General features: G+C 68.0%; 15 protein-coding genes. 11 read left to right on the top strand and 4 right to left on the bottom strand.

What is annotated here, in order from left to right:
• The 11 genes from QQK25_RS16890 to QQK25_RS16840 all read left to right on the top strand — a co-directional run.
• A partial coding sequence (locus QQK25_RS16890) for an aldehyde dehydrogenase family protein (RefSeq protein ID WP_284188981.1) occupies positions 1-473 on the top strand: 473 nt, incomplete at its 5' end.
• A gap of 102 nt (positions 474-575) precedes the next feature.
• Positions 576-716, top strand: coding sequence for a hypothetical protein (locus QQK25_RS16885; protein ID WP_284188980.1), 141 nt, complete (start codon positions 576-578; stop codon positions 714-716).
• 24 nt (positions 717-740) lie between these two features.
• Positions 741-1,700 carry a ZIP family metal transporter gene (locus tag QQK25_RS16880; RefSeq protein ID WP_284188979.1) on the top strand — a complete coding sequence of 320 codons (960 nt, stop codon included), beginning with the start codon at positions 741-743 and terminating at the stop codon, positions 1,698-1,700.
• 127 nt (positions 1,701-1,827) lie between these two features.
• Entirely contained in the window at positions 1,828-2,328 is a 501-nt protein-coding gene (locus QQK25_RS16875; RefSeq protein ID WP_284188978.1) for a Dps family protein, read from the top strand.
• Between the two features lie 351 nt (positions 2,329-2,679).
• A complete protein-coding gene (gene aspA, locus QQK25_RS16870) occupies positions 2,680-4,110 on the top strand; it encodes an aspartate ammonia-lyase (RefSeq protein ID WP_284188977.1) in 1,431 nt (476 codons plus the stop codon).
• Positions 4,111-4,143: 33 nt separating this feature from the next.
• Entirely contained in the window at positions 4,144-5,451 is a 1,308-nt protein-coding gene (locus QQK25_RS16865; RefSeq protein ID WP_284188976.1) for a dicarboxylate/amino acid:cation symporter, read from the top strand.
• Positions 5,452-5,616: 165 nt separating this feature from the next.
• Positions 5,617-6,372, top strand: coding sequence for a sulfite exporter TauE/SafE family protein (locus tag QQK25_RS16860; protein ID WP_284188975.1), 756 nt, complete (start codon positions 5,617-5,619; stop codon positions 6,370-6,372).
• A 51-nt stretch (positions 6,373-6,423) separates the two neighbouring features.
• Positions 6,424-8,292: a sensor histidine kinase gene (locus QQK25_RS16855; RefSeq protein WP_284188974.1), complete on the top strand. Its 1,869-nt coding sequence runs from the start codon at positions 6,424-6,426 to the stop codon at positions 8,290-8,292.
• On the top strand, positions 8,285-9,610 hold the full coding sequence (locus QQK25_RS16850; protein ID WP_284188973.1) for a sigma-54-dependent transcriptional regulator: 1,326 nt from the start codon (positions 8,285-8,287) through the stop codon (positions 9,608-9,610). Before QQK25_RS16855 ends, QQK25_RS16850 begins: the two co-directional genes overlap by 8 nt.
• 211 nt (positions 9,611-9,821) lie before the next feature.
• Positions 9,822-10,103, top strand: a complete 282-nt coding sequence (locus tag QQK25_RS16845) for a DUF6156 family protein (protein WP_284188972.1) — start codon at positions 9,822-9,824, stop codon at positions 10,101-10,103.
• 46 nt (positions 10,104-10,149) lie between these two features.
• The gene (locus tag QQK25_RS16840) at positions 10,150-10,368 is read left to right on the top strand and encodes a Nif11-like leader peptide family natural product precursor (protein WP_153160082.1); all 219 of its coding nucleotides are present in this window, start codon (positions 10,150-10,152) and stop codon (positions 10,366-10,368) included.
• A gap of 70 nt (positions 10,369-10,438) precedes the next feature.
• Here QQK25_RS16840 and cynS read toward each other — a convergent pair whose 3' ends face one another.
• The 4 genes from cynS to ovoA form a co-directional block, all read right to left on the bottom strand.
• Entirely contained in the window at positions 10,439-10,882 is a 444-nt protein-coding gene (gene cynS, locus QQK25_RS16835; RefSeq protein ID WP_284188971.1) for a cyanase, read from the bottom strand.
• An 87-nt stretch (positions 10,883-10,969) separates the two neighbouring features.
• Positions 10,970-11,896: a hypothetical protein gene (locus tag QQK25_RS16830; protein WP_284188970.1), complete on the bottom strand. Its 927-nt coding sequence runs from the start codon at positions 11,894-11,896 to the stop codon at positions 10,970-10,972.
• An 18-nt stretch (positions 11,897-11,914) separates the two neighbouring features.
• On the bottom strand, positions 11,915-12,781 hold the full coding sequence (locus tag QQK25_RS16825; RefSeq protein WP_284188969.1) for a hypothetical protein: 867 nt from the start codon (positions 12,779-12,781) through the stop codon (positions 11,915-11,917).
• Between the two features lie 113 nt (positions 12,782-12,894).
• Positions 12,895-15,294 (bottom strand): 5-histidylcysteine sulfoxide synthase, encoded by a 2,400-nt coding sequence (gene ovoA / locus QQK25_RS16820; RefSeq protein WP_284188968.1) that lies wholly within the window; start codon positions 15,292-15,294, stop codon positions 12,895-12,897.
• Between the last annotated feature and the right edge of the window lie 70 nt (positions 15,295-15,364).

The following is a 15,364-nucleotide window of genomic DNA, read 5'->3' as shown; positions in this document are numbered from 1 at the left end:
TGGCCCAGGCGCAGGCCGAAGGCGGCCGTGTGGACGGCGGCGAAACGGTGGCCGTGCCGGGCTGCCCGGACGGCTGCTACGTGCGCCCGGCGCTGGTGGAGATGCCTGCGCAGACCGCGCTGGTGGCCCGCGAGACCTTCAGCCCCATCCTGTACGCCCTGCGCTACCGCAGCTTCGACGAAGCCATCGCGCTGCACAATGGCGTGCCCCAGGGGCTGGCGTCGTCGATCTTCACCACCGACCTGCGCGAGGCGGAGCAGTTTCTGGCCGCGGCGGGGAGTGACTGCGGCATTGCCAACGTGAACATCGGGCCGTCCGGCGCCGAGATCGGCGGCGCCTTTGGCGGCGAGAAGGAGACCGGCGGCGGCCGCGAGGCAGGCTCGGACGCGTGGCGTAATTACATGCGGCGGGCCACCAACACCATCAACTACTCGGGCAGCCTGCCGCTGGCCCAGGGGGTGCGCTTTGGCTGAGGGGCGATCAATTGACCCTATCGCGAGCAGGAATATTGGCAATTGGACTTGATCGGGCGCTGCGGCAAGAATGCAATCATCAAGAGACAGGAGGTGACCGCCATGAGAACGATCCGCTACGCCAGCCACGCGGCCCACGCCAACGCCCATGACCACCGCGTCCGCTTTGTGATCGGCTCGGTCGTCGTCGCCATCGGCGCGGCCTTGTGGCTGGCCGAGATGGCCCGCAGCCTCGTCGGCTGAGCCGGCCGCGATCAGGGAGGAACGATGAGCGACAACAACAGCGCCGGCGGCCTCGCCCTGGCCGGTGGCGAGATGGCGGGCCTTGCCTGGCGGGACGCCTGGCGCATCCAGGCCCGCCAGCATCCGTGGATGACCGGCGGGCTGGTGATCTCGCTGGCGGCGATGCTGCTGCTGTTGGCGAGCGGCGTGAGCGACGGCATCGCCGGCGGGGGCGAGCCCCTGCGGCTGGCGATGCTGGGCGGGCTGGCCGGCTTTGGCGCCACGGCGCTGGGCGCGCTGGCGGGGATCACCCTGCGCAAGCTGTCGGCCCGGGCCGAGGACAGCCTGCTCGGCTTTGCGGCGGGGATGATGCTGGCCGCCAGCTCCTTCTCGCTGATCCTGCCCGGCCTTGCCGCCGCCAAGGAGATGACCGGCAGCGGCGCGATGGGGGCGCTCACGGTGACCGCCGGGATGGCCCTGGGCGTGCTGCTGATGCTGGGCCTCGACCGCTTCACCCCCCACGAGCACGAGAGCACAGGCCCCTGCGGCCCGGGCTGCGACCGGGTGGGCAAGGTGTGGCTGTTCGTGCTGGCGATCACCCTGCATAACCTGCCCGAAGGCATGGCCATCGGGGTGAGCTTCGCCCAGGGCGACATGAACGTGGGCCTGCCGCTGACCAGCGCCATCGCGATCCAGGACATCCCCGAGGGGCTCGCGGTGGTGATGGCCCTGCGTGCCGCGGGCGTGCGGGCCTGGCCGGCCGTGCTGATGGCCGGCGCGTCTGGCCTGATGGAGCCGCTGGGCGCGTTGTTCGGCGCAGGCATCGCCGGCGGGCTGGCGCTGGCCTATCCGATCGGGCTGGGCCTTGCGGCTGGGGCGATGATCTTCGTGGTGTCCCACGAGGTGATTCCCGAAACCCATCGCAACGGCCACCAGACCTCCGCGACCCTCGGCCTGATGGCGGGCTTCGCGGTGATGATGTTCCTCGATACGGCGATGGGCTGAGGCGCCGCGCCATCCGCCGGACGATTGGTTTTTCCAATCGTCAGCAGCGAACATGACAATTGGACGCTGCCGCCGGCCCGGCCGATACTCTCTCCATCGACGACGAACGACCGACAAGGAGACGACCATGAAAAAGAAAGCCACCAAATCCGCCGGCCCCGTGATGGACATCGGCATCAGCGCCGACGACCGGGCCGAGATCGCCGCCGGCCTGTCGCGCCTCCTGGCCGACAGCTTCAACCTCTACCTGATGACCCACAACTTCCATTGGAACGTGAAGGGGCCGATGTTCAACACCCTGCACCAGATGTTCATGGCCCAATACACCGAGCAGTGGAACGCGCTGGACGTGATCGCCGAGCGCATCCGCGCCCTCGGCCACCCGGCGCCGGGCACCGGCAAGCTGTTCGCCTCGCTCACCTCCATCGACGAGCCCGAAGGCGTGCCGGCCGCGCTGGAGATGGTGCGCCTGCTGGTGGCCGCCCAGGAAGCCACCGCCCGCACCGCCCGGGGCCTGTTCCCGCTGGTGGACAAGGCTAACGACCAGCCCACCGCCGACCTGCTCACCCAGCGGCTGGAAGTCCACGAGAAGACCGCCTGGATGCTGCGCAGTCTGCTCGAAGAATGAGCTGACCCCATCCCGGATGACGGCAGCAGCGTGCAAGGCGCTGCTGCCGTTTTTTTGTTTCGCGCCTGCCCTTGTCGGGCTGAAGCCCGACCTACAGGTTCGCTGGCTCGCACGCCCTTGTAGGTCGGGCTTCAGCCCGACATCCCCCTCTCCGATTTGTCCCCGGTCGTTCGGATTTCCGAACGCCTTTCCCCGCGCAAATCCGGAAATCCGTTTCCCGCGCGTCGCCGGAAAATAAAAATCCAAATCCAATCAACCGCTTGCTGTCTCCTGCCGGCTGGCACGGGCCGTGCAATGGATATGGGCATGGCGCCCGCAGTGGCGCTGCCAATAAAACAGGAGACAACGACCATGACCAACCCCGGCTTCCGCCTCGAACACGATCTGCTCGGCGACCGCGAAGTGCCCACCGACGCCTACTTCGGCGTGCACACCCTGCGGGCCCGCGAGAACTTCGACATCACCGGCATCTCCATCGCCGTCTATCCCGACCTGATCCGCGCCCTGGCCCAGATCAAGCAGGCCGCCGCCCGTGCCAACCAGAAGCTGGGCCTGCTCGACGCCACCCGCGCCGACGCCATCGTCGCCGCCTGCCGCGAGGTGATCGACGGCAACCTCCACGAGCACTTCGTGGTGGATGTGATCCAGGGCGGTGCCGGCACCTCCACCAACATGAACGCCAACGAGGTGATCGCCAACCGCGCGCTGGAGCTCCTCGGCCACGCCCGTGGCGACTACACGAAGCTGCACCCCAACGAGCACGTCAACATGAGTCAATCGACCAACGACGTGTATCCCACCGCCCTCAAGCTCGCCACCTACGTGGGCATCTTCCGGCTGATCGACGCGATGGCCGGGCTGCGGGGCGCCTTCGAGCGCAAGGCGGTGGAGTTTGCCGACGTGCTCAAGATGGGCCGCACCCAGCTGCAGGACGCCGTGCCGATGACCCTCGGCCAGGAGTTCTCCACCTACGCCGTGATGCTCGGCGAGGACGAAGCCCGCCTGCAGGAAGCCGCGCTGCTGATCCGCGAGATCAACCTCGGCGCCACCGCCATCGGCACCGGCATCAACGCCCACCCGGACTACGCGCCGCTGGTGTGCCGCAAGCTCGCCGAGATCAGCGGCATCCCGGTGGTTACCGCCCCCAATCTGGTGGAGGCCACCCAGGATTGCGGCAGCTTCGTGCAGCTCTCCGGCGTGCTCAAGCGCGTGGCGGTCAAGCTCTCCAAGGTCTGCAATGACCTGCGCCTGCTGTCCTCCGGCCCCCGCGCGGGCTTCGGCGAGATCAACCTGCCGCCGCGCCAGGCCGGCTCGTCGATCATGCCGGGCAAGGTCAATCCGGTGATCCCGGAAGTGGTCAATCAGGTGGCCTTCGAGGTGATCGGCAACGACATGACCGTCACCTTCGCCGCCGAGGCCGGCCAGCTCCAGCTCAACGCCTTCGAGCCGATCATCGCCCACAGCCTGTTCAAGAGCGTGCTGCACCTCACCAACGCCTGCCACGCGCTGGCCACCCACTGCGTCGAGGGCATCACCGCCAACCGCGACGCCCTGCGCGAGAGCGTGGCCCGCTCCATCGGCATCGTCACCGCCCTCAACCCGTACATCGGTTACGCCAACGCCACCGAAGTCGCCGCCGAGGCCCACGCCAGCGGCCGGGGTGTGGCCGAGATCGTGCTGGAGCGCGGCCTGATGAACGCCGCCCAGCTGGCCGAGGTGCTGCGCCCCGAGGTGCTCACCCGTCCGCAACCGATTCCCACCGCGTCCGCCCGCGCAGCCTGATCCCACCCCGAATCCGACCACGAGGAATTCATCATGAAAATGAACCGGCTCACGACCCTGATCGGCATCGCCCTGCTGCTCGGCGTCATCGTTGGCTACGCCTGCAACACGTTTGCCGGCAGCCCCGCCCAGGCCAAGGAGATCGCCAGCTACTTCGGCATCCTCACCGACATCTTCCTGCGCCTCATCAAGATGATCATCGCCCCGCTGGTGTTTGCCACCCTGGTGGCGGGCCTGGCCGGGATGGGCGACTCGAAGACCGTCGGCCGCATCGGCGCCAAGGCGCTGGGCTGGTTCGTCGGTGCGTCGTTCTGTTCGCTGCTGCTCGGGCTGGTGTTTGCCAACCTGCTGCAGCCGGGCGCCCACCTGGGCGTGCCGCTGCCGGACGTGGGCACCGCCACCAACCTCAAGACGGGCGCCCTCAACCTGAAGGACTTCATCACCCACGTCTTCCCGAAGAACATCTTCGAGGCGATGGCGGCCAATGAGATCCTGCAGATCCTGGTGTTCGCGGTGTTCTTCGGCCTGGCCCTCGGCCACCTCCACAACCAGACCGCCCGCAGCCTGGTGTGCACGATGGAAGAAGTGGTGCACGTGATGCTGAAGGTGACCGACTACGTGATGCGTTTTGCCCCGGTGGGCGTGTTCGGTGCCGTGGCCGGTGCCATCACCACCCAGGGCCTGGGCATGCTGCTGGTGTTCGGCAAGCTGCTGGTGAGCTTCTACGTGGCGCTGGCCGCCCTGTGGTGCGTGCTCATCGCCGCCGGCTACTTCGTGCTCGGCAAGGATGTGTTCCGCCTGCTCAAGCTGGTGCGCGGCCCGATGCTGGTGGGCTTCTCCACCGCCAGCAGCGAGTCGGTGTATCCCAAGCTGATGGAACAGCTCGAGAAGTTCGGCATCAAGAACCGCGTGACCAGCTTCGTGCTGCCCCTGGGCTACTCCTTCAATCTGGATGGCTCGATGATCTACACCACCTTCGCCGCGCTGTTCGTGGCCCAGGCCTACGACATCCCGCTCACCCTCGGCGCCCAGATCACCATGCTGCTGGTGCTGATGGTCTCCAGCAAGGGCATCGCCGGCGTGCCGCGTGCATCCCTGGTGGTGGTGGCCGCCGTGCTGCCGATGTTCGGCCTGCCGGAAGCCGGCCTGCTGCTGGTGCTGGGCATCGACCACTTCCTCGACATGGGCCGCACCGTAACCAACGTGCTTGGCAACGCCATCGCCACCGCCGTGGTGGCCAAGTGGGAAGGCGCCATCGACCCGATCGATCCCGCCCTCGCCGACATCGAAGAGGCCCTGCCGGTCGAAGGCGACGACAGCGTGCCGGCACTGGCTGCGTAATGGGTAGTGGGTATTGGGGAGTAGGGAGTGGGGCCCACTTCCCACTACCCATTCCCCACTCTCCACCCACCGACCAACGATCCTCCCTGATGAGGGCGGCCCTCCCATCCGCCCCATCTCCTTGCCCGGCGCTCCCCCGCGCCGGGCTTTTTTCCCTTCCGGATCATGACTATCGACTGGTTCATCCTCGCTCCCGCAGCCTTCTTCGCCGGCATGGTCGATGCCGTGGTGGGCGGCGGCGGGCTCATCCAGATTCCCGTGCTGCTGTCGTCCTTCCCCCAGACGGCCATTCCGACCCTCTTCGGCACCAACAAGGTGTCGAGCATCGCCGGCACTGGCGCGTCCCTGTGGCGCTATGCCCGTGCGGTGCGCATTCCGTGGCGGCTGGTGCTGCCGGCCACCGCTGCGGCGCTGGTGGGCGCGTGGCTCGGTGCGGCGGTGGTGGCGTGGTTGTCCCGCGAGGCGATGCGCCCGCTGGTGGTGGTGATGATGCTGGCGGTGGCGATCTACACCTTCCTGCGCAAGGATCTGGGCCAGACGGAGACCCACGAGCCGCGCCCCGGCGACGCCTGGCGTGGCGCGCTGTTCGGGCTGGTGATCGGGCTCTACGACGGCTTCTTTGGCCCCGGTACTGGCAGCTTCCTGATCTTTGGCTTCGTGCGCATCTTCGGGATGGATTTCGTGCGCGCCTCGGCCAGCGCCAAGGTCATCAACTGCGCCACCAACGTGTCGGCCATCGCCTTCTTCGCCAGCCACGGGCCGATCCTGTGGGCGGTGGGGCTGACGATGGCGGTGTGCAACCTCGCCGGCGCCCAGCTCGGCACCCACCTGGCGCTGCGCCATGGCGCGGGCTTCATCCGCAAGGCATTCCTGCTGGTGGTGGCGGTGCTGATCGTCAAGCAGCTCCACGATCTGCTCTGAGCCTGCGCGCCGCCGCTGCTACCATAGGATCAACCCCCCGCCTTGACCACCATGTCCCGCCGATTCCTGCACAGCCTGCCGATCTTCCTGCTGATGCTGGCCCTGATGAGCCTGACCGGCTTCGTGGCCCACCGGCTCGCCGAGCAGCTGGGCCTGGCCGAGCTGCAGGCCACCGGGCTGCACCGGCTCGACCTGTACTCCGCCAGCCTGGAGCGCGAGATCGGCAAATACGCCTTCCTGCCCGGCACCCTGGGGCTGGAGCGCGACGTGCTCGACCTGCTGCGCCAGCCCGACGGCGCCCGCCTTGCACCCCAGGTCAATGCCTACCTCGAGCAGCTCAACGAGCGCGCCGGCACCCTGTCGATCTACGTGATCGACGCCAAGGGCCACGTGGTGGCCACCAGCAACTGGCGCCGGGCCGACAGCTTCATGGGCGAGGACCTGTCCTTCCGCCCGTATTTTCGTGACGCCATGGCCACCGGCAGTGGACGTTTCTTCGGCATCGGCACCACCCGCGGCGAGCCCGGCTACTACCTGGCCTCGACCCTGGTGGACGACAGCCGCACCCTGGGCGTGGCGGTTATCAAGGTGAGCCTCGACCAGCTGGAGAAAACCTGGAGCACCGTCGAGGCGCCGGCGATGGTGAGCGACGAGAACGGCGTGGTGATCCTCGGCTCGGTGGCCGACTGGAAGTTCACCACCCTGCGCCCGCTGGACGACGCCACCCGCAGCGCCTTCGACCAGACCCTCCAGTACAACCGCCGCGCCCTCAAGCCGCTCGGCCTGCAGGAGCTCGCCGAGCTCGACCACGGCGCGCGCCTCGTGCGCATCGCCCGCGCCTCGCCCGAGCCGGTGTCGGTTTATCCGGTGGCCGGCCGTTTCCTGGCCCAATCGCGCCCGCTGCCCGGCACGCCGTGGACGCTCACCGTGCTGTCGCATCTCGAGCAGGTGGACGACATGGTCCAGAGCCGCACCGCGCTGGCGGTGGTGGGCGCGGCCTTCATCTTCATGCTGGGCATGATGCTCGATGAGCGCCGCCGCCACCTGAAGGCCAAGCTCGCCGCCCGTGCCGCCTTGCAGAAGGCCCACGACGAGCTCGAACGCAAGGTCGAGGAGCGTACCGCCGATCTCTCCGCCGCCAACCAGCAACTGCAGGGCGAAGTGGCCGAGCGCACCGCCGCCGAGCGCACCCTGCGCGCCGCCCAGGACGAACTGGTGCAGGCCGGCAAGCTGGCGGTGATCGGCCAGCTCGCCACCGGCATCGCCCACGAGCTCAACCAGCCGCTGGCGGCGCTGCGCACGCTGTCGGGCAACGCTGCGCGCTTTCTGGAGCGGGGCGACACCGACACCGCCCGCTCCAACCTCGAACGCATCGGCCACCTGGTGGACCGCATGGGCAACATCACTGGCCAGCTGCGCGCCTTCGCCCGCAAGTCCAGCGGCAAGGCCCAGCCGGTGGCCCTGTGCCGCGCCATCGACAACGCCCAGGCGCTGCTCGAACAACGCCTGCGTCAGAGCCGCGCCGAGGTGCGCCGCCACTGCCCGCTGCCCGAACCCTTCGCCCTGTGCGACGCCAACCGGCTGGAGCAGGTGCTGGTGAATCTGATCGGCAACGCCCTCGACGCCATGGACGACGTGCCCGATCCGTGCATCGAGCTCGACGTGACGGTGGCCGGCGATCGGGTGCGTCTGTCGGTACGTGACCACGGCCCGGGCCTCGCCGACGAGGCGCTGGCCCACCTGTTCGAGCCCTTCTTCACCACCAAGTCGGCCGGCGCCGGGCTGGGCCTTGGGCTCACCATCTCCGCCGGCATCGTGCGCGACTTCGGCGGCACGCTCACCGGGGCCAACCACCCGGAAGGCGGCGCCGTCTTCACCCTCGACATCCCCCTTGCCGACGAGACCGCCCGCCATGAGTGAAACCCCCAAGGTCCTGATCATCGAGGACGACCCGGACGTGGCCCTGGGCTGCGAGCAGGCGCTGCAGCTCGAAGGCATCGCCGCCGAATGCGCCGGCAGCGCCGAAGCCGCCCGGCGCCGGCTGGGGCGGGATTTCCCCGGCGTGGTGGTGAGCGACATACGCCTGCCGGGCCTCGACGGCATGGCCTTCCTGCGCGAGCTGCTGGCGCTGGACCCGCAGCTGCCGGTGGTGATGATCACCGGCCACGGCGACGTGACCATGGCCGTGCAGGCCATGAAGGATGGCGCCTACGACTTCATCCAGAAGCCCTTCGCGCCCGAATACCTGGTGGACGTGGTGCGCCGCGCGCTGGAGAAACGCCGGCTGGTGATGGAGGTGCGCGATCTGCGCCACCAGCTCGAGCAGCGCGACCAGCTGGAAGGCCGGCTGATCGGCCGCGGCCCGGGCATGGAGAAGGTGCGGGCGATGATCGCCGGCCTTGCCGACAGCGCCGCCGACGTGCTGATCCACGGCGAAACCGGCACCGGCAAGGAGCTGGTGGCCCGCTGCCTCCACGAGGCTAGCGCCCGCCGCAAGGGCAACTTCGTCGCCATCAACTGCGGCGGCCTGCCCGAAACTTTGTTCGACAGCGAGATCTTCGGCCACGAGGCCGGTGCCTACACCGGCGCCGCCAAGCGCCGCATCGGCAAGATCGAGCACGCCAGCGGCGGCACGCTGTTCCTCGACGAGATCGAGACCATGCCGGTGGCCATGCAGATCAAGCTGCTGCGGGTGCTGCAGGAGCGCACGCTGGAACGCCTCGGCTCCAACACCTCGATTCCCATCGACTGCCGGGTGATCGCCGCCACCAAGTGCGATCTGCTGGAGCTCTCCGCCAAGGGCGGCTTTCGCAACGACCTGTACTACCGCCTCAGCGTGGCCACCATCAACCTGCCGCCGCTCCGCGAGCGCCGCGACGACATCCCGCTGCTCTTCGAGCACTTTCTGCTCCAGGCGGCGGCCCGCCACAACCGCCCGGTGCCCGACACGCCGGCCGGGCGCATCCAGCAGCTGATGGGCTATCCCTGGCCCGGCAACGTGCGCGAGCTGCGCAACGTGGCCGACCGTTGCGTGCTGGGCATCGAAGGCGGCTCTCCGCCCTTCGGCGAAGTGCGCCCGGACGGCCCCCAGCCGCTCGCCGAGACCGTAGAAGCCTTCGAGCGCGCCCTCATCGCCGACGCCCTGCGCCGCCACGGCAGCCTCGCCCGCGCCGCCGAGGCCCTGGCGGTGGCCAAGACCACGCTCCACGACAAGATCCGCAAGTACGGGCTGGGCTGACAGGCCGAACTTTCCTGTAGGTCGGATGTAGGTCGGACTTCAGTCCGACAACACGGGTTGATCTGGCAGGGCATGTCGGACTGAAGTCCGACCTACAGGGCGCTCCCTGACGTGTCGTCGCCGGGCTGTTTGGCACCGAAATTGCTGTGAGGCTCCACGCCCCCGTGATTTCCGGGGTTTTTGTCAACAACCCGACACGGCTCATCCCACCATGACGGCCAGCAACGTCACCACGCGCTACTTCACCAGCTACAGCGGCGTGCGCCTGCCCCTCAAGCTCGTCGGCGAGCTGGCGAGCGAGGACATGCGCAACCGCAACACCTTCTACCGGGGCGGCTTCGATGCCGACGGCCGGCTGGTGCGGTGCGAGAAGGTCGTCTATGGCGAGATCGAGGTGTGTCACGAGTACCGGTATCACGCCGATGGCCGGCTTGCGCAGGCCCTCATCCACGACGCCAACGGGGAAGAGGAATGCCTCGACTACCCGGCGTGAGGCGGGTTTCGTGAATGTCGGTGCTCACCACCCACAAGGAGTCAGCATGTCCGTCGCACCCATCAAAGCCTTTTCCGACAAAGCCCGCGCCACCGCAGAACTGGGCGCCCAACTGAAGGCCTGCCAGAAGATCAAGGAGCTGCGCGCCCTGGCCCTGGCCGAAGGCTTCGAGATCGAGGAGAACTCGCTCTATCCGCCCAACGAGCCGCAGTTCACCGAAGACCAGCTTTCCGAGCGGCTGGTGAAGGCCCTGCTGCGCGCCTGAGCGCCGACGGCATGCCCCGAAGCCCCGGCCCGCTGCGGCAGGCCGGGGCTTCGTGCGTTCACTCGGGCTTTCAGTAGGTCTTGTAGGGCAGGAACTTGCCGCTCATGGTGATGCGCACCCGGTCGCCCTTCGGGTCGGGCTCGCGGGTCAGATCCATGTTGAAGTCGATGGCGCTCATGATGCCGTCGCCGAACTCCTCGTGGATCAGCGCCTTGAAGGTGGTGCCATACACGTTGATGAGCTCGTAGAAGCGGTAGATCAGCGGGTCGGTGGGCACCGCGCTGGGCAGCGAGCCCTTGTAGGGCACCACCTGCAGCTGGGTGACGGCCTCGTCCGGCAGATCCAGCGCCGCGCCGACGGCCTTCGCCTCGGCTTCGGTCAGGGTCATCTGGCCCAGCAGCGCGGCGGTGCTCCATTCCTTGCTGTGGCCGACGATCTCGGCCAGCTTGGCCCAGGTCAGCTTCTTCTCGATCTTGCGGGTGACGATCAGGTCGGTGACTTCTTCGCGGTTCATCTGGGGACTCCTTATCGGGAATCCCCAGATTACGGACGCGGCAGGGAGCGGGAAATACGTTGGATTGCGTAGAAGCGCCGTTGTGGGTCAGCGTCCGGTCGTTGCCGACACGGGGCAGACTTGCCCCGCCAGCACCGTGGCGTCGTCGAACTGTGCCCTGATGCGATCCCATTCGAGGGGCGAGTCCGTCAGGTAGTTGCTGGTGAGTTGCTCGCCGCCGTAAAAACGAATCCTGATCTGGCGATTCTTCACGAGCCGGAGCCGGCAGTCGATGATCCGACGCATCTCGCCCACTTCCACGATCCGGTTCGCCTCCTGAGGTGTGGCGGCGGCAAGCTCGCGGGATTTCGCGAGTCCGACCGGCGTCAGCCGGGAGCGCGTCCAGACGGCAACGAAATCGCCGTTCCGGGTGATCGTGGATTTGTCGTAGTGCGACACGTTCATGCGGTCCTGGTCGAACACGACCCAGTCGCCCGGGGTGCCGGGTTCCGGGACGGGAGCAAGGACGGCGCGAACATGGGCCGCTGTGGTCAGCGGCTTGCGGTAAAGGACGATTTCGGCGCCGCTGCCCTCCACCGGGAGCAGGTGGATGTGGTCCGGGCCTTCCACGCGCACCCGGCGCCGGCTCGTCTGGGCCGCGGGCTCGCTCGGTGGGATGCTGCGTTCGATCTCCTCGATGAGCACGTCCTGCTCGATCCGCCACTTCCCCTCTGCGTTCTGGGGGCGGGCCATCTCGCTGGTGGCGATGCGGTCGACCGCCGGGTGAAAGGCGGTCGTGCTCATGAAACGCCCGTTGCGCAGATACGTGCGCTCGATGGATAGCGAGCCGTTTTCCTTGATGTCGTCGGCCCACCAGGTGCCTAAGAGCAGGTTGGCCAGGCCGGCGTCGACGGTGGTTTCGGCAGGCACCAGCGTCACCGGGGAGGCCGCTGGAGAGGCCGCCGGCGCCGGCATGATGGTAAGCGCCGTCAGCAGCAACGCGGCCGCGAAGCCTCGCAGATTGATCGTTTTCATGATGCGCTCCTCGCTGGGTCAGGGCTTCACGTTGCAGACGGTGCCAGGGCCGCTGTTCTGGGCCATGTCCGGATTGAAGCGCGTCCACCGCTCGGGCGCGCCGGCCGGTGCGTTCACCGTGACGTCGCTTCCATCGGGCATCGTGACGCGTACCTGCCGCACCTTCGTCAGATTTCGCTGGCAGTCGATGAGCGAATAGGTGCGGATCGCCTTGAACGCGGGCATGTGTTGTCCAGCGGAGGATTGTTTCTCCATCTCGGCGACGGTGGCGTCGCTCAACACTGCCCGTATCCATGCACCCACGATGTGACCGCGTCGATCCAGGGTGCGCTTGTCGTAGGACATGCTGCCTGCCGGCGAGCGTGCGATCTCGACCCACGCGTCGTCACCGCCAGGATCGGGCACGGCCTCCTTCATGCGCAGCAGGTGGTCCTCGGTGGTTTCGGGGCTGCGCGAGAACACGGTGCGTGCGCCGCTGCTCATCGCGGTTGAAATCAGATGATCCGCATCCACCGGGGTGATCTGGAAGCGTTCGGAGAACGGCACCTTGATTGCGGGATTTGACGCCCTGCGTACCGTGCCGTCGATCGTCTCGCCGTCGACCAACCACGTACCGCGGTACTCAAGTGCCGCCGAGCCGAGTTGCGGGTTGGTTTGCTTCACGACCCCGATGAACGTGCCGTCGGCGGCGTAGGTGAAGTCCTGGCTCAAGGGCGAGCCGCCATCAAGCGAGTCCACATACCAGCTGCCGGTGATGTAGCTGGCAAGCTGGCGATCCCGGTAGACCAGATCAACCGACGCTGTAGCAGCGCTCTCGGCGATGGCGTCGGGGGCAAGACCCGCCGCAAGAAGCGAGAACAACAGACCAAAGGCAAGGCGTTTCATGGCGCGACCTTTCATCAGGCGGGCGCGGAAACCAGCCCACGCCCTATCTGAAGATCATTCAACGCCTGCCGGATCGGGTATGCAAGGGTGTTGGCGAGCACCCTTGCCAAAGGTCAACTTTCCCGCTGCCAGAGCATCCCGTGGGTGACGATGAACTGGTACTTGCGGCGGTGTTCGCGGATCACCAGGGGGACTTCTTCCTCGCGGCGGAGCACGAAGCCTTCGTCCCGCAGGAAGGCCTTGAGGGCGTCGGCGCTCTTGATGGCGGCGCCGTTGCTGCTGTAGCCGCCGAGCCACGCCTCCCGCGGGGTGAATTGCTCCAGCCACGAATAGGGCGAGAACAGGGCGACGAGGCCGCCCACCTTGACGAGCCCGCGGTGGCCGCCGAGCCGGCCGAGGAGCGACTTGGGGCTGGGCAGGCGGCACAGCAGGTTGGCCAGCATCACGGCGTCGAAATCCACCAGCTCGGCGGGCAGCGAACAGGCGTCGGCCTGGCGGAAGCTCACCCGGCTGCGGTCGATGGCGGGGTCGATGCGTGCGGTGACGGTTTCGCCCAGGTCGCCCTCGTCGCGGCGGAAGTAGGCGCGGCTGCCGGTTTTCTGGAGCTCTTCGGCGGCGTCGATGAAGGCGCGGGAGAGATCGACGCCCAGCACCGATTCAAAGCTGCGGGCGAGCTCGAAGCTCGCGCCGCCCACCGCGCAGCCGATGTCCAGCGCCCGGGCGGTGCCGCTGCCGTAGCGTTCGGCGCCTTCCTGCAGCCAGTGGGCGCAGCGCTGGGGGAAGGCGGTGGAACACTGGGGGCCGCCGGGCCAGGGCATCTGGATGGCCGGGGCGCCGTGGTGGAGGAGCATGTATTCGTCGACGATGCGGGCGTCTTCGTACACCTGCCGGCCGGCGTCGGCGGCGGCCAGCTTCACCACGCCGCCGTCGTGATCGGCCTGCACGACGCGGAAGCCGGCGTGCTGGAAGAAGTGCGGGCGGAAGTGGAAGCGTGCCCACACGCTGGCCTCGTCGCCGCACGACACCCACGAGCCGCCGAGCATCATCTGGTGCTGGCCGTCGTAGCAGGGGGTCGAGAAATCGTCGTAGTAGGGATGGACCTTGCTGCCGGACAGCGGGTTGAAGTCGTCGCCGATCCACTGCCACACGTTGCCGAACACGTCGCGCACGCCGCTGGCGGCGGGCGTGCCGGCGTCCACCGGCCAGGGCGATCCGCAGGCGAGCTGGGCGTTCCAACCCGTCTCGCGGCCGAGGGTGGCGCCGTCGGCGCGGGAGGCCGGGTCGGTGTCGGCCCACGCCGCGTCGCGCATGGCCTGGTGCTCGGCTTCGGTGGGCAGGCGGCAGGGCACGCCGTCGCGATGGCTGCGCCAGGCGCAGTAGGCCATCGCCTCATGGGCGTTGACCTCGGCAGGCCAGTTCCAGGGCATGGGGATGGTCTCGAACAGCGTGCGCAGGCGGTAGCGGTGCAGGCCGGCGGGGCCTTCGGGCACCCAGAAGCACGGCCACTTGCTGTTGCGGAAACCGCGCCAGGCCCAGCCGGCTTCGGTCCACCAGCGGGGTTCGAGGTAGCCGCCGGACTGGATGAACTCGAGGAAGGCGCCGTTGCTCACCAGCTGGTCTTCGACCTTGAAGGCCTGCACGCCCACGCGGCGCTCGCCGTACTCGTTGTCCCAGCCAAAGCTGGGCCAATCCACCGGCTTGCCCATTCGCACGGCGGTGGTGGCGATGTCGATGACGCGGGGCGTCGGGTAATCCTGCCCGGCCTTGGGCGGAAAGCCCGTCTCGGCGCCGGCGCTGGTGTGAAGCTGGGGCCACTGGGCGGGGCGGGCGAGGAGGGCCAGGGGCAGCTCACGGATCAGCACCGACGAGGTTTCGAGGTGGATGCGCTCGTGGTCGAAGCCCATGAACAGCGCCCACAGGGGGTGGTTCATGGTGATCGGGGCGTGGCCGTCGGCGAGATCCGGGTGGGTCTCGATGAGCTGACGGACGGTGGTGTAGACCTGCTGGCGATAGGTGTGGGCCTCGGCAAAGCTGGGCCACAGCATCTCGTTCTTGGACATGTCGTCCCAGCGCATCTCATCCACGCCGGTTTCGAAGATGCGCTCGAAGTAGGGGTTGATGGGCGCCGGGATCAGCCCGGCCACCCGCAGCTTGTTGATGTAGAGCGCCGCCGGATGACAGTAGTAAAAGATCATCGGGTGGCGCAGGTGGTGATAGGGCGGCCGGTAGAAGGCTTCCTCGCCCTGCAGCGCGGAGAACAGGATCTCGGTGAGCGTCCAGCCGTTGTCGAAGGCGGCGAGCACTTCGGCGCGGGTACTGGTGGCGAGGTTGGGCGCGGGCAAGGCCGTGAGGGTGCCGGCGGGCTGGCAGCCGGGGCAGGCGGACGGGGCGAGGCCGGTCCACCACCAGTCGGCGCGCGGGCCGCGCAGCAGGGCGTCGTGTTCGCCGCGGAGATTCTGGCGCCAGGGCTCGATGGCTGCGGGCAGGGCGGTTTCGAGCGTCGGGTGGGTCATGCCGTACTCCTGAGGTCTTGTTGTGCTGAAGGCCAGACTTTAGTCCGACTTTGGCCGGGGTGGGGTGGTG

The sequence above is a fragment of the Zoogloea oryzae genome, assembly GCF_030161255.1.
In the GTDB taxonomy this organism is placed as follows: Bacteria; Pseudomonadota; Gammaproteobacteria; order Burkholderiales; family Rhodocyclaceae; genus Zoogloea; species Zoogloea oryzae.
The sequence above is the reverse complement of the archived record's forward strand: the minus strand, read 5'-3'. Positions and strand labels throughout refer to the sequence as shown.

What these genes read in the sequence shown, in the direction of transcription:
- QQK25_RS16850 (WP_284188973.1), top strand. Translation starts at nt 8,285, where the DNA reads ATGAGTGAAACCCCCAAGGTCCTGATCATCGAGGACGACCCGGACGTG.
- QQK25_RS16860 (WP_284188975.1), top strand. Translation starts at nt 5,617, where the DNA reads ATGACTATCGACTGGTTCATCCTCGCTCCCGCAGCCTTCTTCGCCGGC.
- aspA (WP_284188977.1), top strand. Translation starts at nt 2,680, where the DNA reads ATGACCAACCCCGGCTTCCGCCTCGAACACGATCTGCTCGGCGACCGC.
- ovoA (WP_284188968.1), bottom strand. Translation starts at nt 15,294, where the DNA reads ATGACCCACCCGACGCTCGAAACCGCCCTGCCCGCAGCCATCGAGCCC.
- QQK25_RS16845 (WP_284188972.1), top strand. Translation starts at nt 9,822, where the DNA reads ATGACGGCCAGCAACGTCACCACGCGCTACTTCACCAGCTACAGCGGC.
- QQK25_RS16875 (WP_284188978.1), top strand. Translation starts at nt 1,828, where the DNA reads ATGAAAAAGAAAGCCACCAAATCCGCCGGCCCCGTGATGGACATCGGC.
- QQK25_RS16880 (WP_284188979.1), top strand. Translation starts at nt 741, where the DNA reads ATGAGCGACAACAACAGCGCCGGCGGCCTCGCCCTGGCCGGTGGCGAG.
- QQK25_RS16885 (WP_284188980.1), top strand. Translation starts at nt 576, where the DNA reads ATGAGAACGATCCGCTACGCCAGCCACGCGGCCCACGCCAACGCCCAT.
- QQK25_RS16825 (WP_284188969.1), bottom strand. Translation starts at nt 12,781, where the DNA reads ATGAAACGCCTTGCCTTTGGTCTGTTGTTCTCGCTTCTTGCGGCGGGT.
- QQK25_RS16840 (WP_153160082.1), top strand. Translation starts at nt 10,150, where the DNA reads ATGTCCGTCGCACCCATCAAAGCCTTTTCCGACAAAGCCCGCGCCACC.
- QQK25_RS16855 (WP_284188974.1), top strand. Translation starts at nt 6,424, where the DNA reads ATGTCCCGCCGATTCCTGCACAGCCTGCCGATCTTCCTGCTGATGCTG.
- cynS (WP_284188971.1), bottom strand. Translation starts at nt 10,882, where the DNA reads ATGAACCGCGAAGAAGTCACCGACCTGATCGTCACCCGCAAGATCGAG.
- QQK25_RS16830 (WP_284188970.1), bottom strand. Translation starts at nt 11,896, where the DNA reads ATGAAAACGATCAATCTGCGAGGCTTCGCGGCCGCGTTGCTGCTGACG.
- QQK25_RS16865 (WP_284188976.1), top strand. Translation starts at nt 4,144, where the DNA reads ATGAAAATGAACCGGCTCACGACCCTGATCGGCATCGCCCTGCTGCTC.